Here is a 14,392-nt window from a genome sequence, read left to right as displayed (position 1 = left end):
TTAATCGCTGAAAGACTCGACTAAATCGCTTGTGTGCGTAATTCTAACCACGCCAAAGCAGCCCCCGAAACACGAGATTTTAGACGACGTAATACTTCGGCATGATATTGATTTAACCATGCAATTTCTTCTGTTGTCATTAAGTCCTTATCAATACAACGCGTATCAATTGGGCATAAGGTTAGCGTTTCAAATTTCAATGCATCGACGAACTCTGTCTTATGTGCGGGGATATTAGCCACTAAATTCTCAATACGCACGCCCCATTGCCCTGCACGATAAACCCCGGGCTCATTAGACGTAATCATTCCTTCTTTCATAAAAGTATGTGGGAATACATAAGCACGATGTGCAATTACTTGAGGCCCCTCATGAACATTCAAGAAATACCCAACACCATGTCCAGTGCCATGACCATAATCCAAGCCCAACTGCCACATAGGTGTACGCGCTAAAGTATCTAATAAGGAAGAAGGATAATCACGGGGGAATACCGCTTGTGATAATTGAATCATCCCCTTTAATACCGCAGTATAGTCACGCTTTTGCTCTGCACTCACCTGACCTACTGGCACCACACGCGTAATATCGGTAGTGCCGTTTAAGTATTGACCGCCAGAATCAATCAAAAGTAAACCATCTCCCTCAATATATGAGAAAGACTCTGGTAAAGCACGATAATGCGGCATCGCCCCATTACCATTAAACCCAGCAATCGTCGCAAAACTTGGGCAAACATAAAATGGCTGGCGAGCGCGTGCAGCACAAATTTGCTCATCAATCGTTAGCTCACTAATACGCTCACCCTTCTCTAATGCCGCTTCAAACCAAGCAAAGAACTCACACAATGCCGCCCCGTCTTGCTCCATTGCCATACGGACATGTTGCAAATCAGCCGCTGTTTTTTGTGATTTAAATAAGCGAGAAGGATTAACTTGCTGAATCACATTCTTGCACGCTGAACGGCTTAATGCTAAGGTCATGCGATCAGGATCAATCAACATTGAACTTGATTCAGGCAGATCATTCAATACGCTCAAGGCACTATCATAATCTGCAATTTCTACACCATCTTTTGCTAAAGCCTCTGCCAAATCAGCATCAATTTTTCCTGTATGGACAAATAATACTGCTCGGTTTTCTGAGACTAATGCATGCGCTAAAAAGACAGGATTATATTCAACATCAGAACCGCGCAAATTAAATAACCACGCAATATCATCTAAAGAAGAAATGAAATGCCAATCCGCTTGGGCTTTTTTCATCTGTTCACGTACCATGGCTAATTTCTCAGCACGTGTTTGACTAATAAATGGTGCTGTGTGCTCATAAATAGCTTGCTTAGGTAAATTAGGGCGATCATTCCATAAAGGCGCTAAAATATCTTGCTCACTAACAAAACGCACTTGCAAGGTAGCTAAATCACTCTCCAATTGTCGTGCCTGACGTAAGGCCATCATTTGACTGTTAAAGCCAACCGTTGCTTTACTTGGCAAATGTGCGACTAACCACTCGTTTAAAGAAGGCACCCCCTCTTCACCCGATTTCATCAACACAATACCTGTGTCTTTTAATTGAACGGTGGCCTGCTCCCAATATCGACTATCTACCCATAAACCAGCAAAATCCGCTGTTACCATCACCGTGCCTACTGAACCCGTAAAACCACTTAACCACACTCGTTGCTGCCAATACGCAGGTAAATATTCTGATAGATGAGGGTCTGCAGAAGGAACAATCCAAGCGTCAATTTGATGCTGCTGCATAGCCTGACGAAGTTGAGATACGCGTTGTTGAATTACAGTAGCCATAAGTATTTTTTGAGTAAAATAAAAGATACTTTATTGTAACTAAACAGAGGGACTTATGCTGCGCTTTTCTATTATTTTTGCTGCTATTTCTGGTTTCTTAAGCGTTGCTTTTGGTGCATTTGGTGCTCATGCATTAAAAACTATTGTTCAACCTGAACAACTCTCCGTATGGAATACCGCTGTCTTTTATCAGCTAAGTCACACATTAGCCATTCTCGCCGTCGCTGCACTTTCTTCTTTTATTTGTACAAAATGGGCAAAGCGCAGTATTGTACTGTTTATGCTAGGGATTCTATTGTTTTCTGGTAGTCTTTATGCACTTGTTCTTGTTGGCATAGGTAAGCTAGGGATAATTACGCCTATTGGTGGGACATGCTTTTTATTGGCGTGGCTATCATTAGGGATAGGGGCATGGGGGAAACGGAAACAGTTGTAAGTTTTGTGCAGTGAGGACGACATAGAGTGAACTGTTTATATCAAGCAGTACCTATTGCTACAAAAGGTTCGCTACACGTTCCGTGCAGTTGTTAGTGTTACTCCATCACCATCACCTATTACAGAACTTGTGTATTCGCTCGGACAGCCAATGCTAATAGCAACAAGGTTTGCTACACGTTTCGCGCAGTCGCTCGGACAGAGCCTCGCTATCGCTCGCCTAACTCGCTTTGTGCATCGAAACGTCTCCGCAAACCTTTGAGTGCTTGAGTAAACATAGCAGTGCTAGTTGATGGCAGTCCTCACGAAGAGAACTTGATGTACCGAGCGAGTTTGCAAACGGCGAGCGTTAGCGACGCACTTTGCTGTTCGAGCGAATACACAATGTTCTGTAGTGAGGACGATCCATCGCAAGAGTGAACTGTCTGCAGTGTGGGTGGATATGAATACACAAGTTCTGCAGTGAGGACGATACCTAGTGAGAGCTGTTTATATCAGGCAGTACCTATTGCCACAAAAGGTTCGCTACACGTTTTCGCGCAGTCGCTCGAACAGAGCCTCGCTACCGCTCGCCTAACTCGCTTTGCGCATCGAAACGTCTCCGCAAACCTTGAGTGCTTGAATAAACCTTCACGGCTATGCAGAGACATCATCCACCTACATGCCACTATAGACTGGCCCCTCACCACCTTGCGGAGTGACCCAAACAATGTTCTGCGTTGGATCTTTAATATCGCAAGTTTTACAGTGAACACAGTTCTGTGCATTAATTTGGAGCTTATCTTCACCATTATCATCTTTGATAAACTCATAAACACCTGCTGGGCAATAGCGTTGCTCTGGTCCTGCATATTTGACTAAATTAACACGCACCGGAACCGTTGGATCCTTAAGTGTCAGATGGATGGGTTGATCTTCTTCATGGTTAGTATTAGAAATAAATACTGAACTTAAGCGATCAAAACTAATCACCCCATCAGGTTTTGGATAATTAATCTTAGGCATTTCTGAGGCGGGGCGTAAGCACTCATGGTCTGCTTTGGTACGATGAATCGTCCAAGGCATTTTACCGCCGAGTAATTTTTGTTCAATACCCGTCATAATGGTTGCAACCGTACGACCTTTCTTGAACCATTGTTTGAAATTGCGTGCTTTATTCAACTCTTCAAATAACCAAGATTTTTCGAAAGCCTCTGGGTAAGCCGTCAACTCATCACGAGAACGGTCAGCATTTAAGGCATCAAACGCCGCTTGAGCCGCCAACATCCCTGTTTTAATCGCTGCATGGCTACCTTTAATACGTGATGCATTTAAAAAACCAGCCTCACAACCCACTAATGCACCACCAGGGAATACCAATTTAGGTAATGACAATAACCCACCTGCCGTAATGGCACGAGCACCGTAAGCAATACGCTTACCACCCTCAAAATAGGGCTTAATATTAGGATGCGTTTTATAGCGTTGGAACTCTTCGAATGGCGATAACCACGGATTAGCATAATCTAAACCTACCACCATACCCACTACGACAATATTATTATCTAAGTGATAAAGGAATGTCCCACCATAAGTATCGCTATCTAAAGGCCACCCAGCCGTATGAATCACTAACCCGGGCTTAGATTTGGCTGGGTCGATTTCCCACATTTCTTTGATACCGATACCATAGCTTTGCGGATCACGACCTTCATCTAATTTAAAGCGGTTAATCAATTGACGCCCTAACTGACCACGCGCACCCTCAGAGAAAATCGTGTACTTTGCATGCAGCTCCATACCCTGCTGATAATGTGGCGAATGTGAGCCATCGCGACTCACGCCCATATCACCGGTAGCGACGCCTTTTACTGCACCATTTTCATCATAAAGAACCTCTGCTGCAGCAAATCCCGGGAAAATTTCTACTCCAAGACTCTCTGCTTGTTCTCCTAGCCAACGAGTCACTTCACCTAAGCGCACGATGTAATTACCATCGTTTTTAAAACAGTCAGGCAATAACCAATGCGGGGTCTTTTTTGCGCCAGTTTCCGATAAGAATAAGAACTCATCCTCAGTCACCGCTGTATTTAAAGGAGCTCCCTTCTCTTTCCAGTCAGGAATTAACTCAGTCAAGGCCTGAGGATCCATGACAGCACCCGATAAGATATGCGCACCTACCTCACTACCTTTTTCTAAAACACAAACGGAAATTTCTTTGTTTGATGTTTGCGCAAGTTGCTTTAATTTAATTGCAGTCGAAAGCCCCGCAGGACCCGCACCAACAATGACTACATCATATTCCATTGACTCACGTTCAGCCATTTGAAACAATCTCCTTTATTTTAAACTTCTACTACGATAATAAAAAATGTCGCCTCTTTTAACAGCTGACTTTTTAACCACATAGAGATGTAATGAAACGTTAACTAATATTACATTATGATTGTAGGACTTCACAATAGAAAAAACCACCAATAAGCACCTATCTCCGTGTTTTTACCAATATAATGTACATCTAAAAATTGGGAGTAATACTAGGTTAGAATTTACATCTGTGCTTTTTTCATAAGTTTTGATAAGATATTAGCGTTTTAATTTTGTTTAACTCAAGGAGACAACTCCAATGAATAAGGTCTATGCAAGTGCAAGCGAGGCTTTAAAAGACATCGTAGCTGACGGTCAAACTATCGGGGTAGGCGGTTTTGGCCTTTGTGGCATTCCCGAAGCACTCATCGCTGCTTTACGTGATTCAGGCGTAAAAAACCTAACTTGTGTAAGTAATAATGCAGGTGTTGACGGTTTTGGTCTAGGCCAATTACTCGAAACACGTCAGATTAAAAAAATGATTGCATCTTATGTTGGCGAAAATAAAGAATTCGAACGCCAATACCTCTCTGGTGAGCTTGAATTAGAATTTACACCTCAAGGTACATTAGCAGAGCGTCTACGTGCTGGTGGTGCAGGTATTCCTGCATTCTTTACTCGCACAGGCGTAGGTACTGTGGTTGCCGAAGGCAAAGAGACTAAAGAATTTGATGGGCAAACTTATGTCATGGAACGAGCCATCGTACCGGATGTATCATTAGTCAAAGCCTATATGGCCGATAAAAGTGGTAACCTTGTGTTCCGTAAAACAGCACGCAACTTCAATCCTAACGTGGCTATGGCAGGCAAAATTACTGTTGTCGAAGTTGAAAAAATCGTTGAACTTGGTGAGTTAGATCCAGATTCTATCCACCTACCGGGTATTTTTGTACACCGTATCGTGTTAAATGCAAATCCCGAAAAACGTATCGAACAACGCACAACTCGAGCAGCATAAGGAGAGTAACAAATGGCATGGACTCGTGATGAAATGGCAGCTCGCGCTGCACTAGAACTACAAGATGGTTTCTATGTTAACCTAGGTATCGGTCTACCTACACTTGTAGCTAACCATGTTCCTGCAGGCATCGAAGTATGGCTACAGTCAGAAAATGGCTTATTGGGTATTGGTCCTTTCCCAACAGAAGACGAAGTTGATCCTGATATGATTAATGCAGGTAAACAAACTGTCACCACCCTACCTGGTTCGTCTATTTTCTCATCTGCTGACTCATTTGGCATGATTCGTGCAGGTAAAATCAATCTTGCTATTCTAGGAGCAATGCAAGTCTCTGAAAAAGGTGACCTCGCTAACTGGATGATTCCCGGCAAGATGGTAAAAGGCATGGGCGGTGCAATGGACTTAGTCGCTGGCGTTGGTCGCGTCATTGTACTAATGGAGCATGTTGCTCACAAGAAAGACGGCACAGAAGACTTAAAAATTCTACCCTCTTGCACATTACCGCTTACTGGTTTAGGTGTAGTGGATATGATTATTACTGATTTGGGCGTAATGGAAGTGACACCTAACGGTATTAAAGTATTAGAACTTGCTCCTGGCGTGAGTGCGGGTTATATGCAAGAAAAAACAGGCGTTGCTTTAGACTTCTCTGCTTGCAAATAATCTCTCTTGTTACTTGCCACTCAATTAAGACTAAGAGAAAACCTCTTAGTCTTAATTTTATGCGCTAAAAAAAAACACTTTTTTAATATTTTCATGTAGTTATAAAAATATTTTATAAATTTACTTTAAAAAATAAATTTTTTTAATAAAAAACAATCACTTAAACAACTCATTACCCTTAAAATTCACTCCTACCTTTGTTGTTACAAAATATTTTAATTTATTTGTAATATTTTCTTAAAAATAGCAATTGCTATTATTTTTCATTAAAATTCATTATTTTTGCTTCATTTTTCGCCAATATTAAAAAACTTACGCTACTTCTTCTTTGTTCTTACTCTTTTACAGCGTTTAATTCCTTCTATCTTTTTATCGCAACTGCTTGGAATGCCTTGTTAATAGGCACTTTTTTAAGTAGAATGTTACTAGGTCTACAACAAAGACCACTTAGTACGTAAAACCCTATTACAAATTTATATATCTACGACTATGCAACCTCAATTTTCCTTAACCCGAGGAATGCGTGCTGTTTTTCAGCGCCTATTCCTAGGTAGTGCTATTTTTAGCCTACCTCTTGTGCTCGCCACAGCGCAAGCGCAAAATGTCGACCCCATCGGCAATTTGCTCAAGCAATCTGTGACCAGCACACAGGCGACCGCTTGGTCTCCTAATGTATCCGACCCTATCGGTGACTTAATCACTCAGGCGAAGATTGACCGCTCTAACCGTGATGCCTCTATTGGTATTGGCTTAAAAGCCGATTCTACAGGCAGTCAATTAGCACAAGCTGCTCTTAACTATGTTGGTGTACGTTACCGTTTCGGTGGTACCACACCACAAGGTTTTGATTGTTCAGGTCTTATTTACTACACAGCAAGTAAATATATGGGCTTGGAGTTACCTCGTGTAAGCTCTTCAATGGCATCTGTCGGCGAATCAGTTAATCGCGCTAATCTCCAACCTGGTGATCTCGTATTTTTCAATACACGTGGTTTCCGTAATTCTCATGTAGGCATCTATCTGGGTAATAACGAGTTTCTACATGCACCTCGCTCAGGTACTCGCGTACGCGTAGAAAAAATGGGTGAGTACTGGAACAAACGCTATAATGGTGCTCGTCGTCTGACAGCATCTTTAGCAGCAAAAGGCTAAACACCTTTAACAATCAAACAAACAAAACAAAAAGCACACTTTATACATCATAAAGTGTGCTTTCTTTATTGCCTCACAGTCAATAATGTGTATTACCTTTCCACTTATTGAGGCGCTAATAGGAAAAACATCTTAAGACTTGGCTCAGTCTTAATAAAAAAAGAATAAGAATGCTTCTCGCCTACTTGTTTAACCGATACCCCCACAAGCGATCCAAGAACAATAAGACTAAGTAGCACCATCAATACATCATTTAGGGCTTTCATTACCTACCTCTACTGACAAAACATCGACTATTTACGCTTATGAGGACAATTAGCACATACCTGCGGACATTGCTCTAACGCCTGTTGCATGCTACATACCGAGCGTTTACATGCCACAATCGGAATATTTTGCTTTTCAGCTGCAGTCCGAAAAGAGCGCATCACATTATGCCCCAAAAAATCAGTAAGCAAAATTAATAGCTGTGTACCACTAGGTAAAGATAAATTTTTCTTTTGGTGCGCAGGATCTCGACCTGTAATATGTTTATTAATCTTAATATTGTGCGCCTTAAGTACGTCTGGTAAGTTGCCTAACCTATCCGCCCCTACCACAACGGCATTCATTGATAAATCCATCCTATTCTCCAAATGTTTTTTTGATATTCTAAATGAGAATCGTTATCATTTCAATAAATTTTTTAAATAATTAAGGGAAAACCATAATTAGTAAGGTACAATAACTTACCTATAATTAAACAAACGTTTGTTTTATTTTATTGTATGAATACTAAATTACGTAAAGCTGACCTTACCAAAAAAGCCATTCTTGATGCGGCAGAACGCCTTTTTGTAGAAAAAGGACATGAAAGTGCTTCTATGCGCGATATTACCCAGATGGCCAATGTTAATCTTGCTGCCATCAATTATCACTTTGGCAGCAAAGATGAACTCGTTATTGCCGTCATGAAACGCCGCCTAGGTGCCATCAATAATGAGCGATTACGTCTATTGGATGAACTAGAGGCAAAAGCCAATGGCAAACCCATTAAACCATCTCTTATTGTCAATGCTTTTTTTGGTTCTTTACTTGAACACGCAGGTGATGAGCAACATGACGGTGGTATTTTCTTACGATTATTAGAACAAACAATGGTCAATCCGAGTGGTTTTATCAGTGCGATTGTCGCCAAAGAAAATGCTTTAGTGTTTGAACGTTATAAACAAGCATTTTTCAAGGCCTTACCCGGTGTTCCTGAAGAAGAAATCATTTGGCGATTCCAATTTATGTTGGGCGCTACGTCATATGCTATTTCAGGGATTAAAGCATTATTAGAAGTAACAGAACATCATCCAAGTGACTCGGCAAAGCTCTATGATCATTACGATCATAAGCTCAAGCCACGTTTATTAAGTTTTATATTAGGAGGTTTACGTGCGCCTTTACCAGAGTTTGAAAACATTCCGTAAAGAGAAAATCAGTAAAAATCTCTTTAAACAATTCAGTGCAGTAATGCCCTCAATGTCATCAACCGAAAAAGATGCCATTGAGGCAGGTACAGTATGGTGGGATGCTGATTTATTTAGTGGCAAGCCCAATTGGCAAAAATTTATCAATATACCTAAGCCAACCCTGACCGCTGAAGAACAAACTTTTATGGATACCCATGTCAATACCGTATGTGCAATGGTAGATGACTGGAAAGTCACCACACAAGACTTAGATTTAACACCAGAAACGTGGGAATACATCAAAAAGAATAAATTTCTTGGCATGATTATCCCTAAACAATATGGTGGTCTCGGTTTTTCTGCCTTTGCTCATTCAGAAATCATGACAAAGCTATCTACACGTAGCTCAGCCTTAGCGGTTTCTGTAATGGTACCCAACTCATTAGGCCCGGGGGAGTTACTAGTTCACTATGGCACACAGGCTCAAAAAGACTACTACCTCCCTCGTCTTGCCGATGGACGCGAGATTCCTGCTTTTGCCTTAACAAGCCCATGGGCAGGTTCTGATGCTGCTGCCATTCCAGACTCAGGTATTGTCTGCAAAGGTCAATGGAATGGTGAGGAGGTTCTCGGCATTAAAGTGACTTGGGATAAACGTTATATTACTCTCGCTCCAGTATGCACAATCTTAGGACTTGCTTTTCGTCTCTACGACCCTGATGGTTTATTAGGCGATAAAAAAGATATTGGTATTACCTGCGCATTGATTCCTCATAACCATCCTGGGGTTGAAATTGGACGTCGTCATTTCCCACTGAATACCGCCTTTATGAATGGCCCAACTCGCGGAACGGATGTTTTTATCCCAATGGACTTTATTATCGGTGGCATCGATATGGTCGGTAAAGGTTGGCGTATGCTAATGGAGTGTTTAGCGGCAGGTCGTGCGATTTCACTCCCCTCTTCTAACGTCGGTATGTCACAACTCACCATGCGTAGCGTTGGTGCATATTCTCGAATTCGTAAACAATTTAGTATGAGCATTGGGCGCTTTGAAGGTGTCGAAGAAGTACTTGCACGTATGGCGGCTAATACCTATATGAGCAATGCAGTCCGTATGATGACAGCGGGTGCTGTAGACTTGGGAGAAAAGCCAGCCATTCTTTCTGCCATTGCCAAATACCATGTCACGGAAACCGCTCGCAAAATCGTCAATGACGGGATGGATGTGATTGGAGGAAAAGGAATTTGTCTTGGTCCTTCTAATTTTTTAGGGCGTGGCTATCAACAGCTACCTGTAGGTATTACCGTTGAAGGTGCGAATATCCTCACACGTAGTCTAATTATTTTTGGACAAGGGGCTATTCGCTGTCACCCTTATGTCTTAAAAGAAATGCAATCTACCCAAGAAAAAGATAAAGCTTTAGCCTTAAACCAATTTGATGAGGCATTATGGGGGCATATCGGCCACGTCTTTAAAAATATGGGGCGTAGTTTTTTATCAAGTCTCATTGGCTCAAACTGGACCAAAGTAAACGCCAATGTCGCCCCAGAAACACGAATTTACTATAAATACATTAATCGTATCTCGAGTAATTTTGCCCTGATGGCAGATATGGCCATGGCGGTTTATGGTGGTAGTCTAAAACGTAAAGAAAAAATTTCTGCGCGTCTAGGTGATGTACTCTCTCATATGTATCTTGCCACAGCGACGCTTAAACTTTACGAGGATCAAGGTCGCCAAAAAGAAGACCTTCCTATGGTACGAAAAGTCGTCCAAGATCAACTCTATCTAGCACAAGAGGCACTTTTTGCTATTTATGCCAATATGCCAAATCGTTTTATTGGTACAAGCTTGCGACTACTCGGATTTATGTGGGGACGCGTCTTTAAGAAACCAGGCGATTATCAAGACCGTAAGATTGTCGAAAAACTGCTCAAACCTTGCGATACTCGCAATCGTGTTACCGCCAACTGCTATCTTCCTAGCAATCCAGATGAACCTATCGCTCTTTTGGAGAGGGCGTTAGCAATTTCTATTGAATGCGAACCACTGGATGCACGTATCCGCAAAGATGAGAAAAACGGGGTATTCAAAAACAATACCAATGCCAATGTTCGCGATATCGCAGATGCCGCTTTTGAACATGGACGTATTACCCAACAAGAGTATGATTTGCTCAAAGAACGTAATCGTTTGCGTGACAAAGTGATTCATGTGGATGACTTCCCACACGACCTCAGCAACCCGATTGCTTTTATGCAATTTAACTCAAGATAGGAACTATTATGTCATTTAAACCTGTTTATATTGTTGATGGTGCACGTACACCATTCTTAAAAATGCGTGGTGGCAGAGGTCCTTTCTCTGCAGCAGATTTGGCTGTCCAAGCTGCCCAAGCATTAATGCTACGCCAACCTTTTAAAGCATCAGAACTCTCAGAGGTTATCGTTGGTTGTGCCGCACCTACCCCTGATGAAACTAATATTGGTCGTGTGGTCGGTTTACGCCTAGGTACTGGGCATAAAGTCCCAGCATGGACAGTCATGCGTAATTGTGCCTCAGGGATGCAGGCTATTGACTCCGGTATTGCTAATATCCAGACAGGACGCTCTGAACTCGTGTTAGCCGTAGGTACTGATGCTCTTTCCCGTGCTCCGTTACTATTTTCCGATAAGGCAGTCGATTGGTTAGCAAGCTTTAATAGTGCAAAATCGTTTGGTCAAAAACTTTCTGCATTAAAAGGTTTTAAATTAAACTATCTTGCCCCTGTTATCGGCTTACTTAAAGGACTTACTGACCCTGTTGTCGGTATTTCAATGGGACAAACCGCCGAAAATCTCGCGTATAAATTTAGGATTTCTCGTACTGAAATGGACGAATACAGCGCACGTAGTCATGCGCGTGCAATTAAAGCCAAAAATACGCAACATTTTGCCGATGAACTTCTCCCTATCATCGATAGCAAAGGCAATCTATACCACGAAGATGACGGTGTTCGCGATGACTCTACTGTCGACAAACTTGCCAAACTAAAACCCGTTTTTGATAAGCCCTCAGGCAATATCACGGCAGGCAATAGCTCTCAAGTGACTGACGGTGCTGCTACCCTCATTCTTGCTAGCGAAGAAGCCGTTCAACGTTATGGTCTAAAGCCTCTAGCCAAAATTGTGGATAGTCAATGGTCGGCATTAAACCCAAGTGAAATGGGATTAGGTCCTGTACATGCTAGTGCGGAGATTTTAATGCGCCATCAATTACAGCTTAAGGATATCGATTTATGGGAAATCAATGAGGCGTTTGCTGCTCAGACCTTAGCTTGCTTATACGCGTTTAATGACGAAACGTATTGTCAAACACACTTTAATCATCCTGCGTTTGGTGTGCTAGACCAAGAAAAGCTCAATATTGACGGAGGTGCTATTGCGATTGGTCACCCCGTAGGTGCATCTGGTGCTCGCATTGTTTTACATCTTGTGCATGCCCTCAAGCAGCAGCAGGCCAAACGAGGGATAGCCAGTATTTGTATCGGTGGTGGTCAAGGTGGCGCCATGTTGGTTGAACTTATCGAGGAGTAATTTATGTCTACTGCATTAACCCTAAAGAACTGGACACTTCACCACGATGAGAGAAATATTGCACACCTCATTATCAATTGTCCCGACCGTTCAATGAATGCCTTATCTGGCGAAGTCATGGCCGAATTAGCAACAGCTATTGACTATCTAGATAGCCATCGTCCCTCAGGACTTATTATTCGCTCTGGCAAAAGCAACGGTTTTATCGCAGGCGCAGATGTCAATGAGTTTACTCGTTTTGAAAATGATCTCCAAGCCGGAAAAACATTAATCGAACGTGGTTGGCATTTATTTAACCGCATTGAACAGTTGCCTTTCCCTACCTTAGCTCTTATTCATGGTACTTGCTTAGGGGGAGGTTTAGAATTAGCGCTTGCTTGCCGGTATCGTGTCTTAATTGATAGCCCAAAACCAAGCCTAGGATTACCTGAAGTGATGTTAGGTATTTATCCGGGTTGGGGAGGTGCAAAACGCTTACCTGCACTCATCGGCGCACAAAAAGCATTAGATATGATGCTGACCGGTCGTACTCTTGATGCTCGCCGTGCCAAATCATTTGGTCTCGTTGATATCGTCACAGCACAGCGTGTCGCTTTAAAAACCGCCCAAGACTATGTGTTATCAGGTAAGCCTGCTCGCAAAGCGAAAGGTATCGATAAGTTACTCAATACACCTCCCTTTAAGAAAATCCCTGCTTACTTTGCGCGTAAACAAGTCAAGCAAAAAGACCCTATGGGGCATTACCCAGCACCCTTAGCAATTATTGATATCTGGGAAAAACACAATGGTGATGGTTTAGCTGACTTATCCATTGTCCAGCGCCTATTACAATCACCCACCACTCGAAATTTAATTCGTGTATTCCATTTACAAGATCGCCTAAAAAGCTTTACGAAACGCGGTGATAGCAAAGCAATTAAACATGTGCATGTCATCGGCGCTGGCGTCATGGGAGGTGGTATTGCCACATGGTGTGCTCTCCAAGGCTTAAAAGTCACGGTACAAGATACGGACCATGCGCGCATTGCTGGTGCCTTAAAAAATGCGGCTTCTCTTTTTGCACGTAAAGATCGATTGAGTGCCCAAGCAGCACGCGATAACTTTATCCCTGACCCACAAGGTCAAGGCATTGACGATGCTGATATTATTATCGAAGCCATTTTTGAGAACTTAGAAGCTAAGCAAGCCCTCTATAAGACAATTGAGCCTCGTATGAAAGAAGGGGCTATCTTAGCGACTAATACATCCAGTTTATCGTTAGCCTCGTTACGCACACAACTTGCTCGTCCTGAGCGTTTTGTTGGTGTTCACTTTTTCAATCCAGTAGCTAAAATGCCTTTAGTTGAAGTGATTACGGCTGATGGTATTGCCGAAGAAGCCATTAATCAGGCGTGCGCCTTCGTTGGTCGTATCAATAAATTACCGCTACTAGTCAAAGATACACCGGGATTCTTAGTGAATGCTGTTCTCGGTCCTTATATGTTAGAGGCCATGCGTTGTGTCGATGAAGGCATTGCACCTGAAGTGATTGATACTGCCATGTTGCGATTTGGTATGCCCATGGGTCCTATCGAATTAGCCGATACCGTTGGGCTTGATATTGCCATGGCAGCGGGCAAACAACTGGCAGAGGGTAGCGCCCCCCCACGCTGCTTACAACAATTAGTGAGTCAGCAAAAACTCGGTAAGAAAACAGGCGAAGGTTTTTATCAATGGAAAAATCGCAAACCTAGCCAATTCAGCGATAAAGATATCCCTGAACACTTGGAAAAACGCTTGATTACGCCTTTTATTGAACAAGCAGAAAAACAATTACAAAAAGGGATTATTGAAGATGCGGATTTAGTCGATGCTGGCATTATCTTTGGAACGGGTTTTGCTCCTTTCCGAGGAGGTCCACTTCACTATAAACATCATTCATAATATCCCCTCTTTGATACTTTAACCTTTAAGAATATGGAAGAGCTTTCATCAGCACTTCCATATTCTTTTTTCTCATCACTATTCCC

Annotated in this window: 12 protein-coding genes; 8 read left to right on the top strand and 4 right to left on the bottom strand. The window is 42.4% G+C overall.

The features are described 5' to 3' along the window. Nucleotides 1–20 precede the first annotated feature (20 nt). The gene (locus tag HKX39_RS07960; RefSeq protein WP_171680790.1) at nt 21–1,811 is read right to left on the bottom strand and encodes an aminopeptidase P family protein; all 1,791 of its coding nucleotides are present in this window, start codon (nt 1,809–1,811) and stop codon (nt 21–23) included. A gap of 55 nt (nt 1,812–1,866) precedes the next feature. Here HKX39_RS07960 and HKX39_RS07955 point away from each other — a divergent pair, with 55 nt between their 5' ends. Beyond that, complete coding sequence (locus HKX39_RS07955) at nt 1,867–2,247, top strand: DUF423 domain-containing protein (protein ID WP_171680789.1); 381 nt, start codon at nt 1,867–1,869, stop codon at nt 2,245–2,247. Between the two features lie 656 nt (nt 2,248–2,903). On the opposite strand, the gene HKX39_RS07950 is transcribed toward HKX39_RS07955, so the two are convergent. Next, nucleotides 2,904–4,550, bottom strand: coding sequence for an electron transfer flavoprotein-ubiquinone oxidoreductase (locus HKX39_RS07950; protein WP_171680788.1), 1,647 nt, complete (start codon nt 4,548–4,550; stop codon nt 2,904–2,906). A 301-nt stretch (nt 4,551–4,851) separates the two neighbouring features. Between HKX39_RS07950 and HKX39_RS07945 the strand changes: the two genes are divergently transcribed. From HKX39_RS07945 to HKX39_RS07935, 3 genes are all read left to right on the top strand, one after another. Further along, entirely contained in the window at nt 4,852–5,550 is a 699-nt protein-coding gene (locus tag HKX39_RS07945; RefSeq protein WP_171680787.1) for a CoA transferase subunit A, read from the top strand. Between the two features lie 12 nt (nt 5,551–5,562). Beyond that, a complete protein-coding gene (locus HKX39_RS07940; protein WP_171680786.1) occupies nt 5,563–6,216 on the top strand; it encodes a 3-oxoacid CoA-transferase subunit B in 654 nt (217 codons plus the stop codon). A 489-nt stretch (nt 6,217–6,705) separates the two neighbouring features. Next, complete coding sequence (locus HKX39_RS07935; RefSeq protein ID WP_246226119.1) at nt 6,706–7,368, top strand: C40 family peptidase; 663 nt, start codon at nt 6,706–6,708, stop codon at nt 7,366–7,368. A gap of 104 nt (nt 7,369–7,472) precedes the next feature. Here the strand turns inward: HKX39_RS07935 and HKX39_RS07930 are convergent, their stop codons facing one another. Then, nucleotides 7,473–7,634, bottom strand: coding sequence for a hypothetical protein (locus HKX39_RS07930; RefSeq protein WP_171680785.1), 162 nt, complete (start codon nt 7,632–7,634; stop codon nt 7,473–7,475). Nucleotides 7,635–7,661: 27 nt separating this feature from the next. Next, nucleotides 7,662–7,991, bottom strand: a complete 330-nt coding sequence (locus HKX39_RS07925; RefSeq protein WP_171680784.1) for a DUF2325 domain-containing protein — start codon at nt 7,989–7,991, stop codon at nt 7,662–7,664. 144 nt (nt 7,992–8,135) lie between these two features. Between HKX39_RS07925 and HKX39_RS07920 the strand changes: the two genes are divergently transcribed. Genes HKX39_RS07920 through HKX39_RS07905 form a run of 4 tightly spaced genes read left to right on the top strand, consistent with a single transcriptional unit; the run spans nt 8,136 to nt 14,306 of the window. Then, nucleotides 8,136–8,822 (top strand): TetR/AcrR family transcriptional regulator, encoded by a 687-nt coding sequence (locus tag HKX39_RS07920; protein WP_171680783.1) that lies wholly within the window; start codon nt 8,136–8,138, stop codon nt 8,820–8,822. After that, the gene (locus tag HKX39_RS07915; RefSeq protein ID WP_171680782.1) at nt 8,788–11,085 is read left to right on the top strand and encodes an acyl-CoA dehydrogenase; all 2,298 of its coding nucleotides are present in this window, start codon (nt 8,788–8,790) and stop codon (nt 11,083–11,085) included. The genes HKX39_RS07920 and HKX39_RS07915 overlap by 35 nt, the downstream gene beginning before the upstream one ends. A gap of 8 nt (nt 11,086–11,093) precedes the next feature. After that, entirely contained in the window at nt 11,094–12,383 is a 1,290-nt protein-coding gene (locus tag HKX39_RS07910; protein ID WP_171680781.1) for an acetyl-CoA C-acetyltransferase, read from the top strand. Nucleotides 12,384–12,386: 3 nt separating this feature from the next. Continuing rightward, the gene (locus HKX39_RS07905) at nt 12,387–14,306 is read left to right on the top strand and encodes a 3-hydroxyacyl-CoA dehydrogenase NAD-binding domain-containing protein (RefSeq protein WP_171680780.1); all 1,920 of its coding nucleotides are present in this window, start codon (nt 12,387–12,389) and stop codon (nt 14,304–14,306) included. Nucleotides 14,307–14,392 lie beyond the last annotated feature (86 nt).

It is taken from the genome of Pelistega suis, from assembly GCF_013133795.1.
Taxonomy (GTDB): Bacteria; Pseudomonadota; Gammaproteobacteria; order Burkholderiales; family Burkholderiaceae_B; genus Taylorella; species Taylorella suis.
Note: the sequence above shows the minus strand (reverse complement) of the source record. Positions and strands in the feature narration are given on the sequence as shown.

Coding starts and splice junctions, on each gene's coding strand:
- HKX39_RS07960 (WP_171680790.1), bottom strand. CDS start 1,811: ATGGCTACTGTAATTCAACAACGCGTATCTCAACTTCGTCAGGCTATG.
- HKX39_RS07955 (WP_171680789.1), top strand. CDS start 1,867: ATGCTGCGCTTTTCTATTATTTTTGCTGCTATTTCTGGTTTCTTAAGC.
- HKX39_RS07950 (WP_171680788.1), bottom strand. CDS start 4,550: ATGGCTGAACGTGAGTCAATGGAATATGATGTAGTCATTGTTGGTGCG.
- HKX39_RS07945 (WP_171680787.1), top strand. CDS start 4,852: ATGAATAAGGTCTATGCAAGTGCAAGCGAGGCTTTAAAAGACATCGTA.
- HKX39_RS07940 (WP_171680786.1), top strand. CDS start 5,563: ATGGCATGGACTCGTGATGAAATGGCAGCTCGCGCTGCACTAGAACTA.
- HKX39_RS07935 (WP_246226119.1), top strand. CDS start 6,706: ATGCAACCTCAATTTTCCTTAACCCGAGGAATGCGTGCTGTTTTTCAG.
- HKX39_RS07930 (WP_171680785.1), bottom strand. CDS start 7,634: ATGAAAGCCCTAAATGATGTATTGATGGTGCTACTTAGTCTTATTGTT.
- HKX39_RS07925 (WP_171680784.1), bottom strand. CDS start 7,991: ATGGATTTATCAATGAATGCCGTTGTGGTAGGGGCGGATAGGTTAGGC.
- HKX39_RS07920 (WP_171680783.1), top strand. CDS start 8,136: ATGAATACTAAATTACGTAAAGCTGACCTTACCAAAAAAGCCATTCTT.
- HKX39_RS07910 (WP_171680781.1), top strand. CDS start 11,094: ATGTCATTTAAACCTGTTTATATTGTTGATGGTGCACGTACACCATTC.
- HKX39_RS07905 (WP_171680780.1), top strand. CDS start 12,387: ATGTCTACTGCATTAACCCTAAAGAACTGGACACTTCACCACGATGAG.